Source organism: Pseudomonas sp. 91RF, from assembly GCF_003576265.1.
Lineage (GTDB): Bacteria > Pseudomonadota > Gammaproteobacteria > Pseudomonadales > Pseudomonadaceae > Aquipseudomonas > Aquipseudomonas kribbensis.
Map to the genome: position 1 here is coordinate 397,105 of NZ_QWFC01000024.1, position 14,418 is coordinate 411,522.

At 61.0% G+C, this 14,418-nt stretch carries 12 protein-coding genes; 10 read left to right on the forward strand and 2 right to left on the reverse strand.

What is annotated here, in order from left to right; genetic code table 11:
• Nucleotides 1-87: 87 nt before the first annotated feature.
• Together DXT77_RS12990 and gap are read right to left on the reverse strand one after the other, a co-directional pair.
• Nucleotides 88-606: an RNA polymerase sigma factor gene (locus tag DXT77_RS12990; protein WP_085709647.1), complete on the reverse strand. Its 519-nt coding sequence runs from the start codon at nt 604-606 to the stop codon at nt 88-90.
• A gap of 190 nt (nt 607-796) precedes the next feature.
• Nucleotides 797-1,798, reverse strand: coding sequence for a type I glyceraldehyde-3-phosphate dehydrogenase (gap, locus tag DXT77_RS12995; protein ID WP_119427874.1), 1,002 nt, complete (start codon nt 1,796-1,798; stop codon nt 797-799).
• Between the two features lie 221 nt (nt 1,799-2,019).
• On the opposite strand from gap, the gene edd reads away from it, so the two are divergent.
• From edd to DXT77_RS13045, 10 genes are all read left to right on the forward strand, one after another.
• Nucleotides 2,020-3,846 (forward strand): phosphogluconate dehydratase, encoded by a 1,827-nt coding sequence (edd, locus tag DXT77_RS13000; RefSeq protein ID WP_119427875.1) that lies wholly within the window; start codon nt 2,020-2,022, stop codon nt 3,844-3,846.
• Nucleotides 3,843-4,799 carry a glucokinase gene (locus DXT77_RS13005; RefSeq protein ID WP_119427876.1) on the forward strand — a complete coding sequence of 319 codons (957 nt, stop codon included), beginning with the start codon at nt 3,843-3,845 and terminating at the stop codon, nt 4,797-4,799. Before edd ends, DXT77_RS13005 begins: the two co-directional genes overlap by 4 nt.
• A 79-nt stretch (nt 4,800-4,878) precedes the next feature.
• On the forward strand, nt 4,879-5,610 hold the full coding sequence (locus DXT77_RS13010) for a response regulator (RefSeq protein ID WP_003227460.1): 732 nt from the start codon (nt 4,879-4,881) through the stop codon (nt 5,608-5,610).
• A 31-nt stretch (nt 5,611-5,641) separates the two neighbouring features.
• Nucleotides 5,642-7,069 (forward strand): ATP-binding protein, encoded by a 1,428-nt coding sequence (locus DXT77_RS13015; RefSeq protein WP_162803532.1) that lies wholly within the window; start codon nt 5,642-5,644, stop codon nt 7,067-7,069.
• Between the two features lie 104 nt (nt 7,070-7,173).
• Nucleotides 7,174-8,433 (forward strand): AGE family epimerase/isomerase, encoded by a 1,260-nt coding sequence (locus DXT77_RS13020; RefSeq protein ID WP_119427877.1) that lies wholly within the window; start codon nt 7,174-7,176, stop codon nt 8,431-8,433.
• Nucleotides 8,434-8,551: 118 nt separating this feature from the next.
• Complete coding sequence (locus DXT77_RS13025; RefSeq protein ID WP_085709652.1) at nt 8,552-9,853, forward strand: ABC transporter substrate-binding protein; 1,302 nt, start codon at nt 8,552-8,554, stop codon at nt 9,851-9,853.
• Nucleotides 9,854-9,995: 142 nt separating this feature from the next.
• Nucleotides 9,996-10,904 (forward strand): carbohydrate ABC transporter permease, encoded by a 909-nt coding sequence (locus DXT77_RS13030; RefSeq protein ID WP_085709653.1) that lies wholly within the window; start codon nt 9,996-9,998, stop codon nt 10,902-10,904.
• Nucleotides 10,897-11,742 (forward strand): carbohydrate ABC transporter permease, encoded by an 846-nt coding sequence (locus tag DXT77_RS13035; RefSeq protein ID WP_085709654.1) that lies wholly within the window; start codon nt 10,897-10,899, stop codon nt 11,740-11,742. The genes DXT77_RS13030 and DXT77_RS13035 overlap by 8 nt, the downstream gene beginning before the upstream one ends.
• Before the next feature lie 2 nt (nt 11,743-11,744).
• Nucleotides 11,745-12,905, forward strand: coding sequence for an ABC transporter ATP-binding protein (locus DXT77_RS13040; RefSeq protein WP_085709655.1), 1,161 nt, complete (start codon nt 11,745-11,747; stop codon nt 12,903-12,905).
• 95 nt (nt 12,906-13,000) lie between these two features.
• Nucleotides 13,001-14,350 (forward strand): carbohydrate porin, encoded by a 1,350-nt coding sequence (locus DXT77_RS13045; protein WP_119427878.1) that lies wholly within the window; start codon nt 13,001-13,003, stop codon nt 14,348-14,350.
• Nucleotides 14,351-14,418: the final 68 nt, after the last annotated feature.

Sequence of the window (14,418 nt, forward strand, 5' to 3'; positions counted from 1 at the left end):
TTAGTGAAGCGTAAAAGTCGGGCAAGGGTAACAAAGGCCGATGATCAGTGCAGTCGATCCTGTCGTTTACCGAAAAGGCCTACGGCATCAGTCGCCATTCAAGCGCTCGGCGACACCGATGCAAATGGTCATTATCAGTTTGAGTTCTTTCTGCACCGTGCTGAGGGACACGCTGAGTTCTTCGGCTATTTCCTGATAGCTGTGCCCGTGCAGGCGGCTGAGGATGAAGATTTGCTGCTGACGGGGGCTGAGTTCACCGAGGCTCACGTTCAAGCGCTCCAGCAATTGTTCGGCGTGGGCGGCGTCTTCGGCGCTGCTGGCGGGGGCGGCGACGCTGTGCACCACGTCCTGCGGCACGTCGTCGACCATGGTGCGTGAGTGGATCTTTCGCGCACGCAAGTGGTCCAGCGCCAGGTTGCGCGCGGTCTGGAAGACAAAGGGTTCAAGGTGATCGATGGCCCGTTCGCTCAGCGCCCGCGTGACGCGCAGGTAGGTTTCCTGCAACAGGTCTTCGGCGGTGCTGTGGTTGTTGACCATGCGCTCCAGCGTTCGCAGCAATGAAGTGCGCTGGGCGAGGAAAACGTGATTGAACTGCGACTGACTCACGGGAGGACCTGATCTATTTCGAGCGAATGATAATGCTTATCATCTAGTCGGATGGTCAAGCCCTGATTTCAAATTGAAATCGAAAACCTGTGGGAGCGAGCCTGCTCGCGAATGCGATGTGTCATTCAACATTTATGCTGGCTGATACACCGCTTTCGCGAGCAGGCTCGCTCCCACAGGGATTGTGGTTTTATTCCGCGTTGCACAGCGCCAGGCAGTTATCGAGCATACGATTGGAGAAGCCCCACTCATTGTCGTACCAGGCCAGCACTTTCAGCAGTTTGCCGCTGGATTTGGTGTGGTTGGCGTCGAAGATCGACGACAGCGGATTGTGGTTGAAGTCGCTCGATACCAGCGGCAGGGTGTTGTAGCCGAGGATTTTCGAATGCTGACTCGCGGCTTTCATCAGTGCGTTGACTTCATCGGCCGAGGCTTCGCGCTTCAGCTGCACAGTCAGGTCAACCAGCGACACATTGATCACCGGCACACGCACGGCCATGCCGGTCAGCTTGCCCGCCAGTTCCGGCAGCACCAGGCCCACGGCTTCGGCAGCGCCAGTCTTGCTCGGGATCATGTTCTGCGTGGCGGAGCGGGCGCGGTACGGGTCGGTGTGATAAACGTCGGTCAGGTTCTGGTCGTTGGTGTAGGCGTGAATGGTGGTCATCAGACCGCTTTCGATGCCCAGTTCGCGGTGCAGCACCTGGGCCACGGGGGCCAGGCAGTTGGTGGTGCACGAGGCGTTGGAAATGATCTGGTGCGACTGGCGCAGGATGTCGTGGTTCACGCCATAGACGACAGTGGCATCGGCGCCCTTGGCCGGGGCCGAGATGATGACTTTGCGCGCACCGGCAGTAATATGCGCGGCGGCTTTGGCCCGGTCGGTGAACAGACCGGTACAATCGAAGACCACATCAATCTTTTCTGCAGCCCATGGAAGCTCGGCCGGGTTGCGGATGGCGCTGACCGAAATACGGTCACCGTTGACGGTCAGACTCTCGTTGTCGTGCGCAACTTCGGCATCGAACGTGCCGTGAACGGTATCGTATTTGAGCAAGTGCGCATTGATCGCGCTGTCGCCCAGATCGTTGATGGCGACGATCTGCAAATCCTGTCGATAGCCTTGGGTATACAGTGCGCGCAGGACATTACGGCCGATGCGGCCAAAACCATTGATTGCGATTCGAAGAGTCATTGAACAGCGCCGCCGTCGTTTTGTTGTTGGAATTACAAGATTATTCGCATAAAAATAGAAAACAAGCCTTTTTAGTGGCAATATTTTGTTTTATCTACAACGAGTGACCTGAATCAACTGGTCCGAATGGTCAAGGAAACCGCCCGTCATCTCACGCGTGCGGGCGCTTTGGTCAGCATAGACAATCAGGTCGCCACATCCGTTAGCCTGGAGTTCTACACATGCATCCCCGCGTTCTTGAGGTCACCGAACGGCTTATCGCCCGCAGCCGCGCCACGCGTCAGGCTTACCTTGCGCTCATTCGCGGCGCCGCAACCGACGGGCCGATGCGCGGCAAGCTGCAATGCGCCAACTTCGCCCACGGCGTGGCCGGGTGTGGCAGTGAAGACAAGCACAGCCTGCGGATGATGAACTCGGCGAACATCGCCATTGTGTCGTCTTATAACGACATGCTTTCGGCGCACCAGCCGTACGAAGTCTTCCCGGAGCAGATCAAGAACGCCCTGCGCGAAATCGGCTCGGTCGGCCAGTTCGCCGGCGGCACGCCTGCCATGTGCGACGGCGTGACCCAGGGCGAGCCGGGCATGGAGCTGAGCCTGCCGAGCCGCGAAGTGATTGCGATGTCGACGGCAGTGGCGCTGTCCCACAACATGTTCGACGGCGCGCTGATGCTTGGCATCTGCGACAAGATCGTGCCGGGCCTGATGATGGGCTCCCTGCGTTTCGGTCACCTGCCGACGATCTTCGTACCTGGCGGGCCGATGGTCTCGGGGATTTCCAACAAGGAAAAAGCCGATGTGCGGCAGAAGTACGCCGAAGGCAAGGCGACCCGCGAAGAGCTGCTGGAATCGGAAATGAAGTCCTACCACAGCCCGGGCACCTGCACGTTCTACGGCACCGCCAACACCAACCAGTTGCTGATGGAAGTCATGGGCCTGCACTTGCCGGGCGCTTCTTTCGTCAACCCGAACACGCCGCTGCGCGAGGCCCTGACCCGCGAAGCCGCGCATCAGGTCACGCGTCTGACCAAACAAAACGGCAACTTCCTGCCGATCGGCGAAATCGTCGACGAGAAGGCGCTGGTCAACTCGATCGTTGCGCTGCACGCCACCGGCGGCTCGACCAACCACACCCTGCACATGCCGGCCATTGCCATGGCGGCGGGCATTCAACTGACCTGGCAGGACATGGCCGACCTCTCCGAAGTCGTGCCGACCCTGAGCCACGTCTATCCGAACGGCAAGGCCGACATCAACCACTTCCAGGCGGCGGGTGGCATGTCGTTCCTGATCCGCGAACTGCTCGAAGCCGGCCTGCTGCACGAAGACGTCAACACCGTGCTCGGCCACGGCTTGAGCCAGTACACCAAGGAGCCATTCCTCGATAACGGCAAACTGGTGTGGCGCGAAGGCCCGACCGAAAGCCTCGACGAAAACATCCTGCGTCCGGTGGCCCGTGCGTTCTCGGCAGAGGGCGGCTTGCGGGTGATGGAAGGCAACCTCGGTCGCGGCGTGATGAAGGTGTCCGCCGTGGCGCTGGAAAACCAGATCGTCGAGGCACCGGCCATGGTGTTCCAGGATCAACAGGATCTGGCCGACGCTTTCAAGGCTGGTTTGCTGGAGAAGGATTTCGTTGCGGTGATGCGCTTCCAGGGCCCTCGTTCCAATGGCATGCCGGAACTGCACAAGATGACGCCGTTCCTCGGCGTGCTGCAGGATCGCGGCTTCAAGGTCGCGCTGGTGACGGACGGACGCATGTCCGGCGCCTCGGGAAAAATCCCGGCGGCCATTCACGTCAGCCCCGAAGCTTATGTCGGCGGCGCTTTGGCGCGCGTGCAAGAGGGCGATATCATCCGCGTCGATGGCGTCAAAGGCACCCTGGAACTCAAGGTGGACGCCGCCGAATTTGCAGCGCGCGAACCCGCCAAAGGCCTGTTGGGCAACAACATCGGCAGCGGTCGCGAACTGTTTGGCTTCATGCGTATGGCCTTCAGCTCGGCAGAGCAGGGCGCCAGCGCCTTCACTTCTGCCCTGGAGACGCTTAATTGAAACTGGCTTTGGTCGGTGACATCGGAGGCACCAACGCGCGGTTCGCGTTGTGGAAAGATCAGCAGCTCGAATCGGTGCAGGTGTTGGCCACGGCCGACCATGCCGGCCCGGAAGAGGCGATCACCCTCTATCTGAGCGGGCTCGGCCTGGCACCGGGCGCCATCGGTTCGGTGTGCCTGTCGGTGGCAGGTCCCGTGAGCGGCGATGAATTCAAGTTCACCAACAACCACTGGCGCCTGAGCCGCAAGGCGTTCTGCCAGGCGTTGCAGGTCGAGCAGTTGCTGCTGGTCAACGACTTCTCCGCGATGGCGTTGGGTATGACCCGATTGCAGCCCGGCGAATTCCGCGTGGTCTGCGAAGGCGAGCCGGAACCGTTGCGTCCGGCGGTGGTGATTGGTCCAGGTACTGGCCTGGGCGTCGGCACTTTGCTCGATCTGGGCGAAGGCCGGTTTGCCGCGTTGCCGGGGGAGGGCGGTCACGTCGATCTGCCGCTGAGCAGCCCGCGTGAAACCCAGCTCTGGCAGCACATCCACAACGAAATCGGCCACGTCAGCGCGGAAACCGCGTTGAGCGGCGGCGGGTTGCCTCGGGTATACCGGGCGATCTGCGCCGTGGATGGCCACGAGCCAAAACTCGACACACCGGAAGCGATCACCGCAGCTGGCCTTGCCGGTGACCCGATTGCCCTGGAAGTGCTGGAGCAGTTCTGTTGCTGGCTCGGTCGTGTGGCCGGCAACAACGTGCTGACCACTGGTGGCCGTGGCGGGGTGTACATCGTTGGCGGCGTGATTCCGCGCTTTGCCGATTTCTTCCTCGAAAGCGGTTTCGCCCGCAGCTTTGCCGACAAGGGCTGCATGAGCGATTACTTCAAGGGGATTCCGGTGTGGCTGGTAACCGCGCCGTACTCGGGTCTGGTCGGTGCAGGAGTGGCGCTCGAACAATCCGGTAAATGAACATTCCCACGCCGAGCGTGGGAACCCTCGGCACATCAGGCATAATCCGCCCAATTCCAACAACAAGGATGCCTTCGAAGTGAGTTCAGTCAACAAGTCGATTTTGTTGGTCGATGACGACCAGGAGATACGCGAGTTGCTGGAAACCTACCTGACCCGCGCGGGTTTTCAGGTACGGGCCACGGCCGACGGCGCCAGTTTCCGCCAGGCGCTGAACGAGGCGCCGAGCGATCTGGTGATCCTTGATGTGATGCTGCCCGATGAAGATGGCTTCAGCCTGTGCCGCTGGGTGCGCCAGCATCCGCGTCAGGCCCAGGTGCCGATCATCATGCTCACCGCCAGTTCCGACGAGGCCGATCGGGTGATCGGTCTGGAGCTGGGCGCCGACGACTACCTCGGCAAACCTTTCAGCCCCCGTGAGTTGCAAGCCCGAATCAAAGCCCTGTTGCGCCGTGCCCAGTTCGGTCAGGAACGCAGCGGCAGTGACGTGCTGGCGTTCGATGAGTGGCGACTGGACATGGTCAGCCATCGGCTGTTTCACACCGACGGCGAGGAAGTGATTCTGTCTGGCGCCGACTTCGCCTTGCTGAAACTGTTCCTCGATCACCCCCAGGAAATCCTCGACCGCGACACCATCGGCAACGCCACCCGTGGCCGCGACCTGATGCCCCTTGATCGTATCGTCGACATGGCGGTCAGCCGTTTGCGCCAGCGTCTGCGCGACACCGAAAAGCCGCCGCGGCTGATCCGCACCGTGCGCGGCAGCGGCTACCAACTGGCAGCCAATGTGGTTGCCGGCAATGGTCACTGAGTTCCTGCGCAACACCGCGCGCAAAGTGCCGATGCCCCGTTCGCTGCTCGGACGAATGCTGCTGCTGACATTGCTCGCGGTGTTGTTCGCCCAGACGCTGTCCAGCGTGATCTGGGTTTCCCAGTTGCGCGCGACCCAGCTCGAAGGCCTGGTCACCAGCGCCCGCAGCCTCGCCCATTCGATGACCGCCAGCGTCAGTTATTTCCGCTCGTTGCCGGTGGCTTACCGGCCTTTGGTGCTCGATCAGTTGCGCAGCATGGGCGGCACCCGATTTGTGGTGACGCTGAACGACAAACCGCTGGGCATGGAAGTGTTGCCGGTTACACCGCGCAAGGCAGCGGTGCTTCAAGCCGTGGATGAAGTACTCCGTCAGTCTCTGGGCCAAGACACCGACATTCTGGTGACTTTCGTCAGCCCCGATGATCTGCGGATCTTCAACGCCGGGTTGAAACTCGACGAGCTGCCACGCTCCTGGGCGCATTACGCGCTGACCCTGGAACCGGTGAATCCGCCAGTGCTGGTGACCCAGATCCAGTTGGCGCCCGGTGAATGGCTGTACATCGCCTCGCTGTTGCCCGAGCCTTACACCAGTCTCGAAGAACAGGGCCTGCCGACCCAGCAGGTGTGGTTCATCGTCTTCACCAGCGGTTTTCTGTTGCTGTTCATCGGTCTGCTGGTGCACTGGCAGAGCCGGCCGCTCAAGCGTCTGGCGCGAGCGGCGCGGGACTTGTCGCTGGGCGCCGACGTCGAGCCGGTGGCCGAGGGCGGCGGCAGCGAAGTGGTGGAAGTGGGGCGTGCCTTCAACACCATGCGCGAGCGCATCAGCCGTTACCTGACCGAGCGCAGTCAGTTGTTCAGCGCGATTTCCCATGACCTGCGCACGCCGATCACCCGTCTGCGACTGCGGGTCGAACTGCTGGAAGACGAACAGCTGCAAACCAAGTTCGGCCGTGATCTGGATGAGCTGGAGCTGCTGGTCAAAGGTGCGCTGCAATGCGTGAAAGACACCGACATCCACGAAAACATCGAGCCGGTGGATCTGAACCATGTGCTCGACTGCTTGGTAGAACCCTATCTGGCGCCCAACGGCAACGGCCGCGTGACCCAGCAGGGACGGGCATTGGCGGCGTATCCGGGCAAGCCATTGGCGCTCAAGCGCTGTATTGGCAACCTGATCGACAATGCGCTGAAGTACGGACAGAACGCCCATCTGCATATCGATGATGACGAGAGTGCGTTCGTGCTGCATGTCGACGATGAAGGGCCAGGCGTGCCGGAACAGCGGCTGGAGCAGGTGTTCGAGCCGCACTTCCGCTTGGCGGGGCAGCAGCAGGGGTATGGGCTGGGGTTGGGGATCGCCCGCAACATTGCCCATAGCCATGGCGGCGAAGTGACGTTGCAGAATCTGCGTGAAGGCGGATTGCGTGTGACCCTGCAATTGCCGCGTTCGGCGGATTGATCTGAATGTCACCGACTGGTGACAAAACCTGCCCCCTTCGTTACAAGCCCACCCCGGCCCGTTGTTTAGACTGCCCGCAGTCATAACAACAAAAAAGGCCATCCATGGATCACTTCAATCCGGGCTTCAGCAGTTGGCTGAATGCCCCTGCCCATCAGCAATGGCTCGCCGACGAAGGCCTGCGCCTGCTGGCGTTCGCCAAGGCTTCACGACTGCCCGAAGGCTTCGGCAATCTCGATGAGCGCGGCCAGCTCCAGGCCGGCGCGCAAGCCGAAACCATGAACACCGCGCGCATGACCCACAGCTTCGCCATGGCCCACATTCAGGGCCTGCCGGGGTTTGCCGAACTGGTTGATCACGGCATTGCGGCCCTGCGTGGCCCGTTGCGGGATGCGCTGCATGGTGGCTGGTTCGCTGTCGCCGAACACCGCGACGGCAACACCGGCAAGAACGCTTATCTGCATGCTTTCGTGGCCCTCGCGGCGAGTTCCGCCGTGGTCGCGCAACGACCGGGCGCGCAGGCGTTGCTGGATGACGCCATCGACATCATCGACACCTATTTCTGGAGCGAAGAAGAGGGCGCCCTGCGCGAATTCTTCAACCGTGACTGGAGTGAAGAAGAAGCCTATCGCGGCGCCAACAGCAACATGCACGCCACCGAAGCGTTCCTCGCGCTCGCCGACGTCACCGAAGACCCGCGCTGGCTGGTGCGTGCGCAGCGCATCGTCGAGCGGGTGATTCACGGTCACGCCGCTGCCAATGATTATCTGGTGATCGAGCATTTCGACCGAAACTGGCAACCGCTGCGCGAATACAACCAAGACAATCCCGCCGACGGTTTCCGCCCCTTCGGCACCACGCCGGGCCACGGTTTCGAGTGGGCGCGCCTGCTCCTGCACCTCGAAGCAGCGCGGGTCCAGGCCGGCATGCTCACGCCGGGCTGGCTGGCCACCGATGCGCAGAAGCTGTTCGAGAACAACTGCCGTCATGGCTGGGACGTCGATGGCGCCCCGGGCATCGTCTACACCCTCGACTGGGACAACAAAGCCGTGGTGCGCCATCGCCTGCACTGGACCCACGCCGAAGCCAGCGCTGCCGCCAGTGCGTTGCTCAAACGTACCGGCGATGCGCAGTACGAATCCTGGTACCGGCTATTCTGGGAATTCTGCGAAGCGAATTTCATCGACCGCTGCGACGGCAGCTGGCATCACGAACTCGATCCGCAGAACCGTCCAAGTGCCGATATCTGGGCGGGCAAACCGGATCTGTATCACGCCTGGCAGGCGGTGCTGATCCCGCGTCTGCCGCTGGCGCCGAGCATGGCGACTGCGCTGGCACAGTTGTCCCGGCCCGTTCCTGTGTAACCATGCGGTGACATTTGCGCGTCCCTTCGTTACCTGCGAGGGGAAACGTCCTGTTTAAACTCGTGTGCAGCGCAAGCACCAGACTTGCATGCATAACAACAAGAAAGGTACATCTCAGATGAATGCGATTTCTCGCCTCGCTACTGTCATTTCTGTCGCCTCCCTGTTCCCGCTCGCTGTGCTGCCCCTGAGTGTTTCCGCTGCCGAATCCAAAGGTTCGGTGGAAGTCGTGCATTGGTGGACGTCCGGTGGCGAAAAAGCCGCCGTCGATGTGCTCAAGGCACAAGTGGAAAAAGACGGTTTCACCTGGAAAGACGGCGCTGTCGCCGGTGGTGGCGGTGCGACCGCCATGACCGTGCTGAAAAGCCGTGCGGTCGCCGGCAACCCGCCGGGCGTGGCCCAGATCAAAGGCCCCGACATCCAGGAATGGGCGTCCACCGGTCTGCTCGACACCGACGTGCTGAAGGACGTTTCCAAGTCCGAGAAGTGGGACAGCCTGCTCGACAAGAAAGTCTCCGATACCGTGAAGTACGACGGTGATTACGTGGCCGTGCCGGTGAACATTCACCGTGTGAACTGGCTGTGGATCAACCCGGAAGTCTTCAAGAAAGCCGGTATCGCCAAAGCCCCGACCACCCTCGAAGAATTCTACGCCGCCGGCGACAAGCTGAAGGCTGCGGGCTTCATCCCGCTGGCCCACGGCGGTCAGCCTTGGCAGGACAGCACCGTGTTCGAAGCGGTCGTGCTGTCGGTGATGGGCGTTGATGGCTACAAAAAAGCCCTGGTCGACCTGGACAACGCTGCCCTGACCGGTCCGGAAATGGTCAAGGCCCTGACCGAGCTGAAGAAAGTCGCGACCTACATGGACGTCGACGGCAAAGGCCAGGACTGGAACCTGGAAGCGGCCAAGGTCATCAACGGCAAGGCCGGCATGCAGATCATGGGTGACTGGGCCAAGTCCGAATGGACCGCTGCCAAGAAAGTCGCCGGCAAGGATTACGAGTGCGTAGCCTTCCCGGGCACCGACAAGGCGTTCACCTACAACATCGACTCGCTGGCCGTGTTCAAGCAGAAGGACGCGGGCACCGCGGCCGGTCAGCAGGACATCGCCAAGGTCGTGCTGGGTGAAAACTTCCAGAAAGTCTTCAGCATCAACAAGGGCTCGATCCCGGTGCGTAACGACATGCTCGCCGACATGGGCAAGTACGGTTTCGATTCCTGCGCCCAGACCGCTGCCAAGGACTTCCTGGCAGACGCCAAGACCGGCGGCCTGCAGCCGAGCATGGCGCACAACATGGCGACCACCCTGGCCGTACAGGGTGCGTTCTTCGATGTCGTGACCAACTTCATCAACGACCCGAAAGCCGACCCGGCCGACGCTGCGAAGAAACTCGGCACCGCCGTCAAGGCTGCCAAGTAATGCTTGGCCTGTAGGAGCGAGCCTGCTCGCGATAGCGGACTGTCAGCCACCGAAAGTGTGAATTGACACAACGCAATCGCCAGCAGGCTGGCTCCCACAGGGATCGCATCCGTAATTCTTAATCCTTCTACTGGATCTTCCCATGAGTTCTGTTGCTGTGTTCAGCAAGGCCTCGCCGTTCGACGCATTGCAGCGCTGGCTACCGAAACTGGTGCTGGCGCCGAGCATGTTCATCGTTCTGGTGGGCTTCTATGGCTATATCCTCTGGACGTTTGTCCTGTCGTTCACCACATCGACCTTCCTGCCGAACTATAAATGGGCAGGTCTGGCGCAATACGCGCGGCTGTTCGACAACGACCGCTGGTGGGTGGCGAGCAAGAACCTGGCCGTGTTTGGCGGCATGTTCATCGCTATCACTCTGGTGATCGGCGTGACGCTGGCGATTTTCCTCGATCAGAAAATCCGTCGCGAAGGCTTCATCCGCACCATTTACCTCTATCCGATGGCGCTCTCGATGATCGTTACCGGTACTGCGTGGAAATGGCTGCTCAACCCGGGCATGGGCCTGGACAAATTGCTGCGGGACTGGGGCTGGGAAGGCTTCCGTCTCGACTGGCTGATCGACCCGGATCGCGTGGTGTATTGCCTGGTGATCGCGGCGGTCTGGCAAGCTTCGGGCTTTATCATGGCGATGTTCCTCGCCGGCCTGCGTGGCGTTGATCAGTCGATCATCCGCGCCGCCCAGATCGACGGGGCGAGCATGCCGCGCATCTACTGGAAAGTGGTGCTGCCAAGCCTGCGTCCGGTGTTCTTCAGTGCGGTGATGATCCTGGCGCACATCGCGATCAAGAGCTTCGACCTGGTGGCGGCCATGACGGCCGGCGGTCCGGGTTATTCCTCCGATTTGCCGGCGATGTTCATGTACTCGTTCACGTTCAGCCGTGGACAGATGGGCATGGGCTCGGCCAGTGCAATCCTGATGCTCGGTGCGATCCTCGCGATCATCGTGCCTTACCTGTACTCCGAGCTGAGGACCAAGCGTCATGACTAGTCTCGCCTCCAAACCGGCCATCAGCCTGAGCCGCATCGCGATCTACGCGGTGCTGATCCTCGCGGTCCTGCTGTATCTGGTACCGCTGGTGGTCATGCTGTTGACCAGCTTCAAGACCCCGGAAGACATCTCCACCGGCAACCTGCTGAGCTGGCCGACGGTGGTCAGCGGTATCGGCTGGGTGAAAGCCTGGGCCACCGTTGACGGCTACTTCTGGAACTCGATCAAGATCACCGTTCCGGCCGTGATCATCTCCACCGCCATCGGTGCGCTGAACGGCTACGTGCTGTCGTTCTGGCGCTTCAAGGGTTCGCAGCTGTTCTTCGGCCTGTTGCTGTTCGGCTGCTTCCTGCCGTTCCAGACCGTGCTGCTGCCAGCGTCGTTCACCCTTGGCAAGATGGGCCTGGCGAGCACCACCACCGGCCTTGTGTTCGTGCACGTGGTCTACGGCCTGGCGTTTACCACGCTGTTTTTCCGTAATTACTACGTGAGCATTCCGGATGCGCTGATCAAGGCTGCACGTCTGGACGGTGCGGGGTTCTTCACCATCTTCCGCCGGATCATCCTGCCGATGTCGACGCCGATCATCATGGTCTGCCTGATCTGGCAGTTCACCCAGATCTGGAACGACTTCCTGTTCGGCGTGGTGTTCTCCAGCGGTGATTCGCAACCGATCACGGTGGCGCTGAACAACCTGGTCAACACCAGCACCGGGGCCAAGGAATACAACGTGGACATGGCGGCGGCGATGATCGCCGGGCTGCCGACCCTGCTGGTCTATGTGGTCGCAGGCAAGTATTTCGTGCGCGGGCTGACGGCCGGCGCAGTCAAGGGGTAATCATGGCTACGCTCGAACTTCGCAATGTAAACAAGACCTACGGTGCCGGCCTGCCGGACACCCTGAAGAACATCGAACTGTCGATCAAGGACGGTGAGTTCCTGATCCTTGTCGGGCCTTCGGGCTGCGGCAAATCGACCCTGATGAACTGCATCGCCGGCCTGGAAACCATCACCGGCGGCGCGATCATGATCGGCGATCAGGACGTCAGCGGCATGAGCCCGAAAGATCGCGACATCGCCATGGTGTTCCAGTCCTACGCGCTGTACCCGACCATGAGCGTGCGCGAGAACATCGAGTTCGGTCTGAAGATCCGCAAGATGAGCCAGTCGGCCATCGACGAGGAAGTCGCTCGCGTGGCGAAGCTGCTGCAGATCGAGCACCTGCTCAATCGCAAGCCGGGCCAGCTCTCCGGTGGCCAGCAACAGCGCGTCGCCATGGGTCGTGCGCTGGCGCGTCGGCCGAAGATTTATCTGTTCGACGAACCGCTGTCCAACCTCGACGCCAAGCTGCGCGTCGAGATGCGCACCGAAATGAAACTGATGCACCAGCGCCTGAAAACCACCACGGTCTACGTGACCCACGACCAGATCGAAGCGATGACCCTGGGCGATAAAGTGGCGGTGATGAAGGACGGGATCATTCAGCAGTTCGGTACGCCGAAAGAGATCTACAACGACCCGGCCAACCTGTTCGTGGCGAGCTTCATCGGTTCGCCGCCGATGAACTTCATCCCGCTGCGCCTGCAACGCAAGGACGGCCGTCTGGTGGCGCTGCTCGACAGCGGCCAGGCCCGTTGCGAGCTGCCGATGGCGATGCAGGACGCCGGTCTCGAAGACCGCGAAGTGATCCTCGGCCTGCGTCCTGAGCAGATCGCGCTGGCGAACGGCGAGGGCAACGGCCTGCCGAGCATCAAGGCTGAAGTGCAGGTCACCGAGCCGACCGGTCCGGACACCCTGGTGTTCGTCAACCTCAACGACACCAAGGTCTGCTGCCGACTGGCGCCGGACGTGGCGCCGCAGGTGGGCGAAACCCTGACCCTGCAGTTCGATCCGTCGAAAGTGCTGCTGTTCGACGCCAAGAGCGGTGAGCGCCTGGGTGTGGCAGGGCTGCCGAAGACCGAAGCGCACAGCGCCAATGTCGCTCAGTTCAAGGGTCGGTAAGAAATCAATGCGGGAGTGGGCGCGCCCATTTCCGCAGGGGATGTAAACCGCGTTGGAAAAAAACAGTTAATAACAATAAAGACGAGGATGTAGGGATGAAAAAGAAACACGTCAATGCCCGGTTGATCTGCCAAGTGTCAGCCGCGGCCGCATTGGTCATGGCCGGCAATGCCATGGCCGCCGATGCATTCAGCTCCGATTCCAAGTGGATGACGGGCGACTGGGGTGGCGAGCGGACCAAGCTGATCGAGCAAGGCATCGACATCAAGGCCGACTACGTTGGCGAAATGGGCGCCAACCTGCACGGCGGCTACAACGACGACAAGACCGGCCGCTACAGCGACCAGTTCGGTCTGGGCGTGGCCCTGGACCTGCAAAAACTCTGGGGCTGGGACAACACTCAGGCCAAGATCCAGCTGACCAACCGTAACGGTCAGAACATTTCCAACGACCGCGTTGGCGACCCGCGTGCCGGCACCTTGTCTTCCTCGCAGGAAGTCTACGGTCGTGGCCACATGGTGCGTCTGACCCAACTGTGGATTCAGCACCAGTTCTTCGACAACAAGCTCGACGTCAAGGCCGGTTACTTCGGTGAAGGCGAAGACTTCAACACCTTCCCGTGCGACTTCCAGAACCTGGCGTTCTGTGGCTCGCAGGTCGGTAACTGGGCGACCAACATCTGGTACAACTGGCCCGTCAGCCAGGCCGCGATCCGTGTTAAGTACAACATCAACGACGAGCTCTACGCGCAGATCGGCGCGTACAACCAGAACCCGTCGCAGCTGGAACACGGCAACGGCTTCAAGCTCAGCGGCAGCGGCACCGCCGGTACTGTGCTGCCGGTCGAGCTGGTCTGGTCGCCGAAGGTCAACAGCCTGCCGGGCGAATACCGCGTCGGTTACTACAAGAGCACGGCTGATGCCGCCGACGTCCGCGAAGACATCAACGGCAACGACGCAGCCACCACCGGCAACGCCTACCGCACCCACAGCAGCAAGCACGGCTACTGGTTCGTTGCGCAACAGCAACTCACCAGCCACAACGGCGACGCTTCCCGTGGTCTGAACATTGCGGCCAACGCCACGTTCCACGACAAGGACACCAACTTCATCGACAACTACCAGTCGGTGATGTTTGTCTACAAAGGCCCGTTCGACGCCCGTCCGAAGGATGACGTCGGTATCGGCGCGGCGCGTATCCACGTCAACGACGACGTGAAGAAAAACGCCGAGCTGCTGAACGCGTCCAACGGTGTTTCGGACTACGACAATCCGGTGTTCTCGCCGATTCGCGAGACCGAATACAACTACGAGATCAACTACGGCTTCCACGTTACCAACTGGCTGACTGTGCGTCCGAACCTGCAATACATCACTCACCCGGGTGGCGTGGATCAAGTGGACAACGCTTTGGTCGCTGGCCTGAAAATTCAGTCTACGTTCTAACGCGTCTGCGATAAGCTCCTCTCTATGTGCGCATATTTGCGGACAGCCCAGGCTGTCCGCTTTTTTTT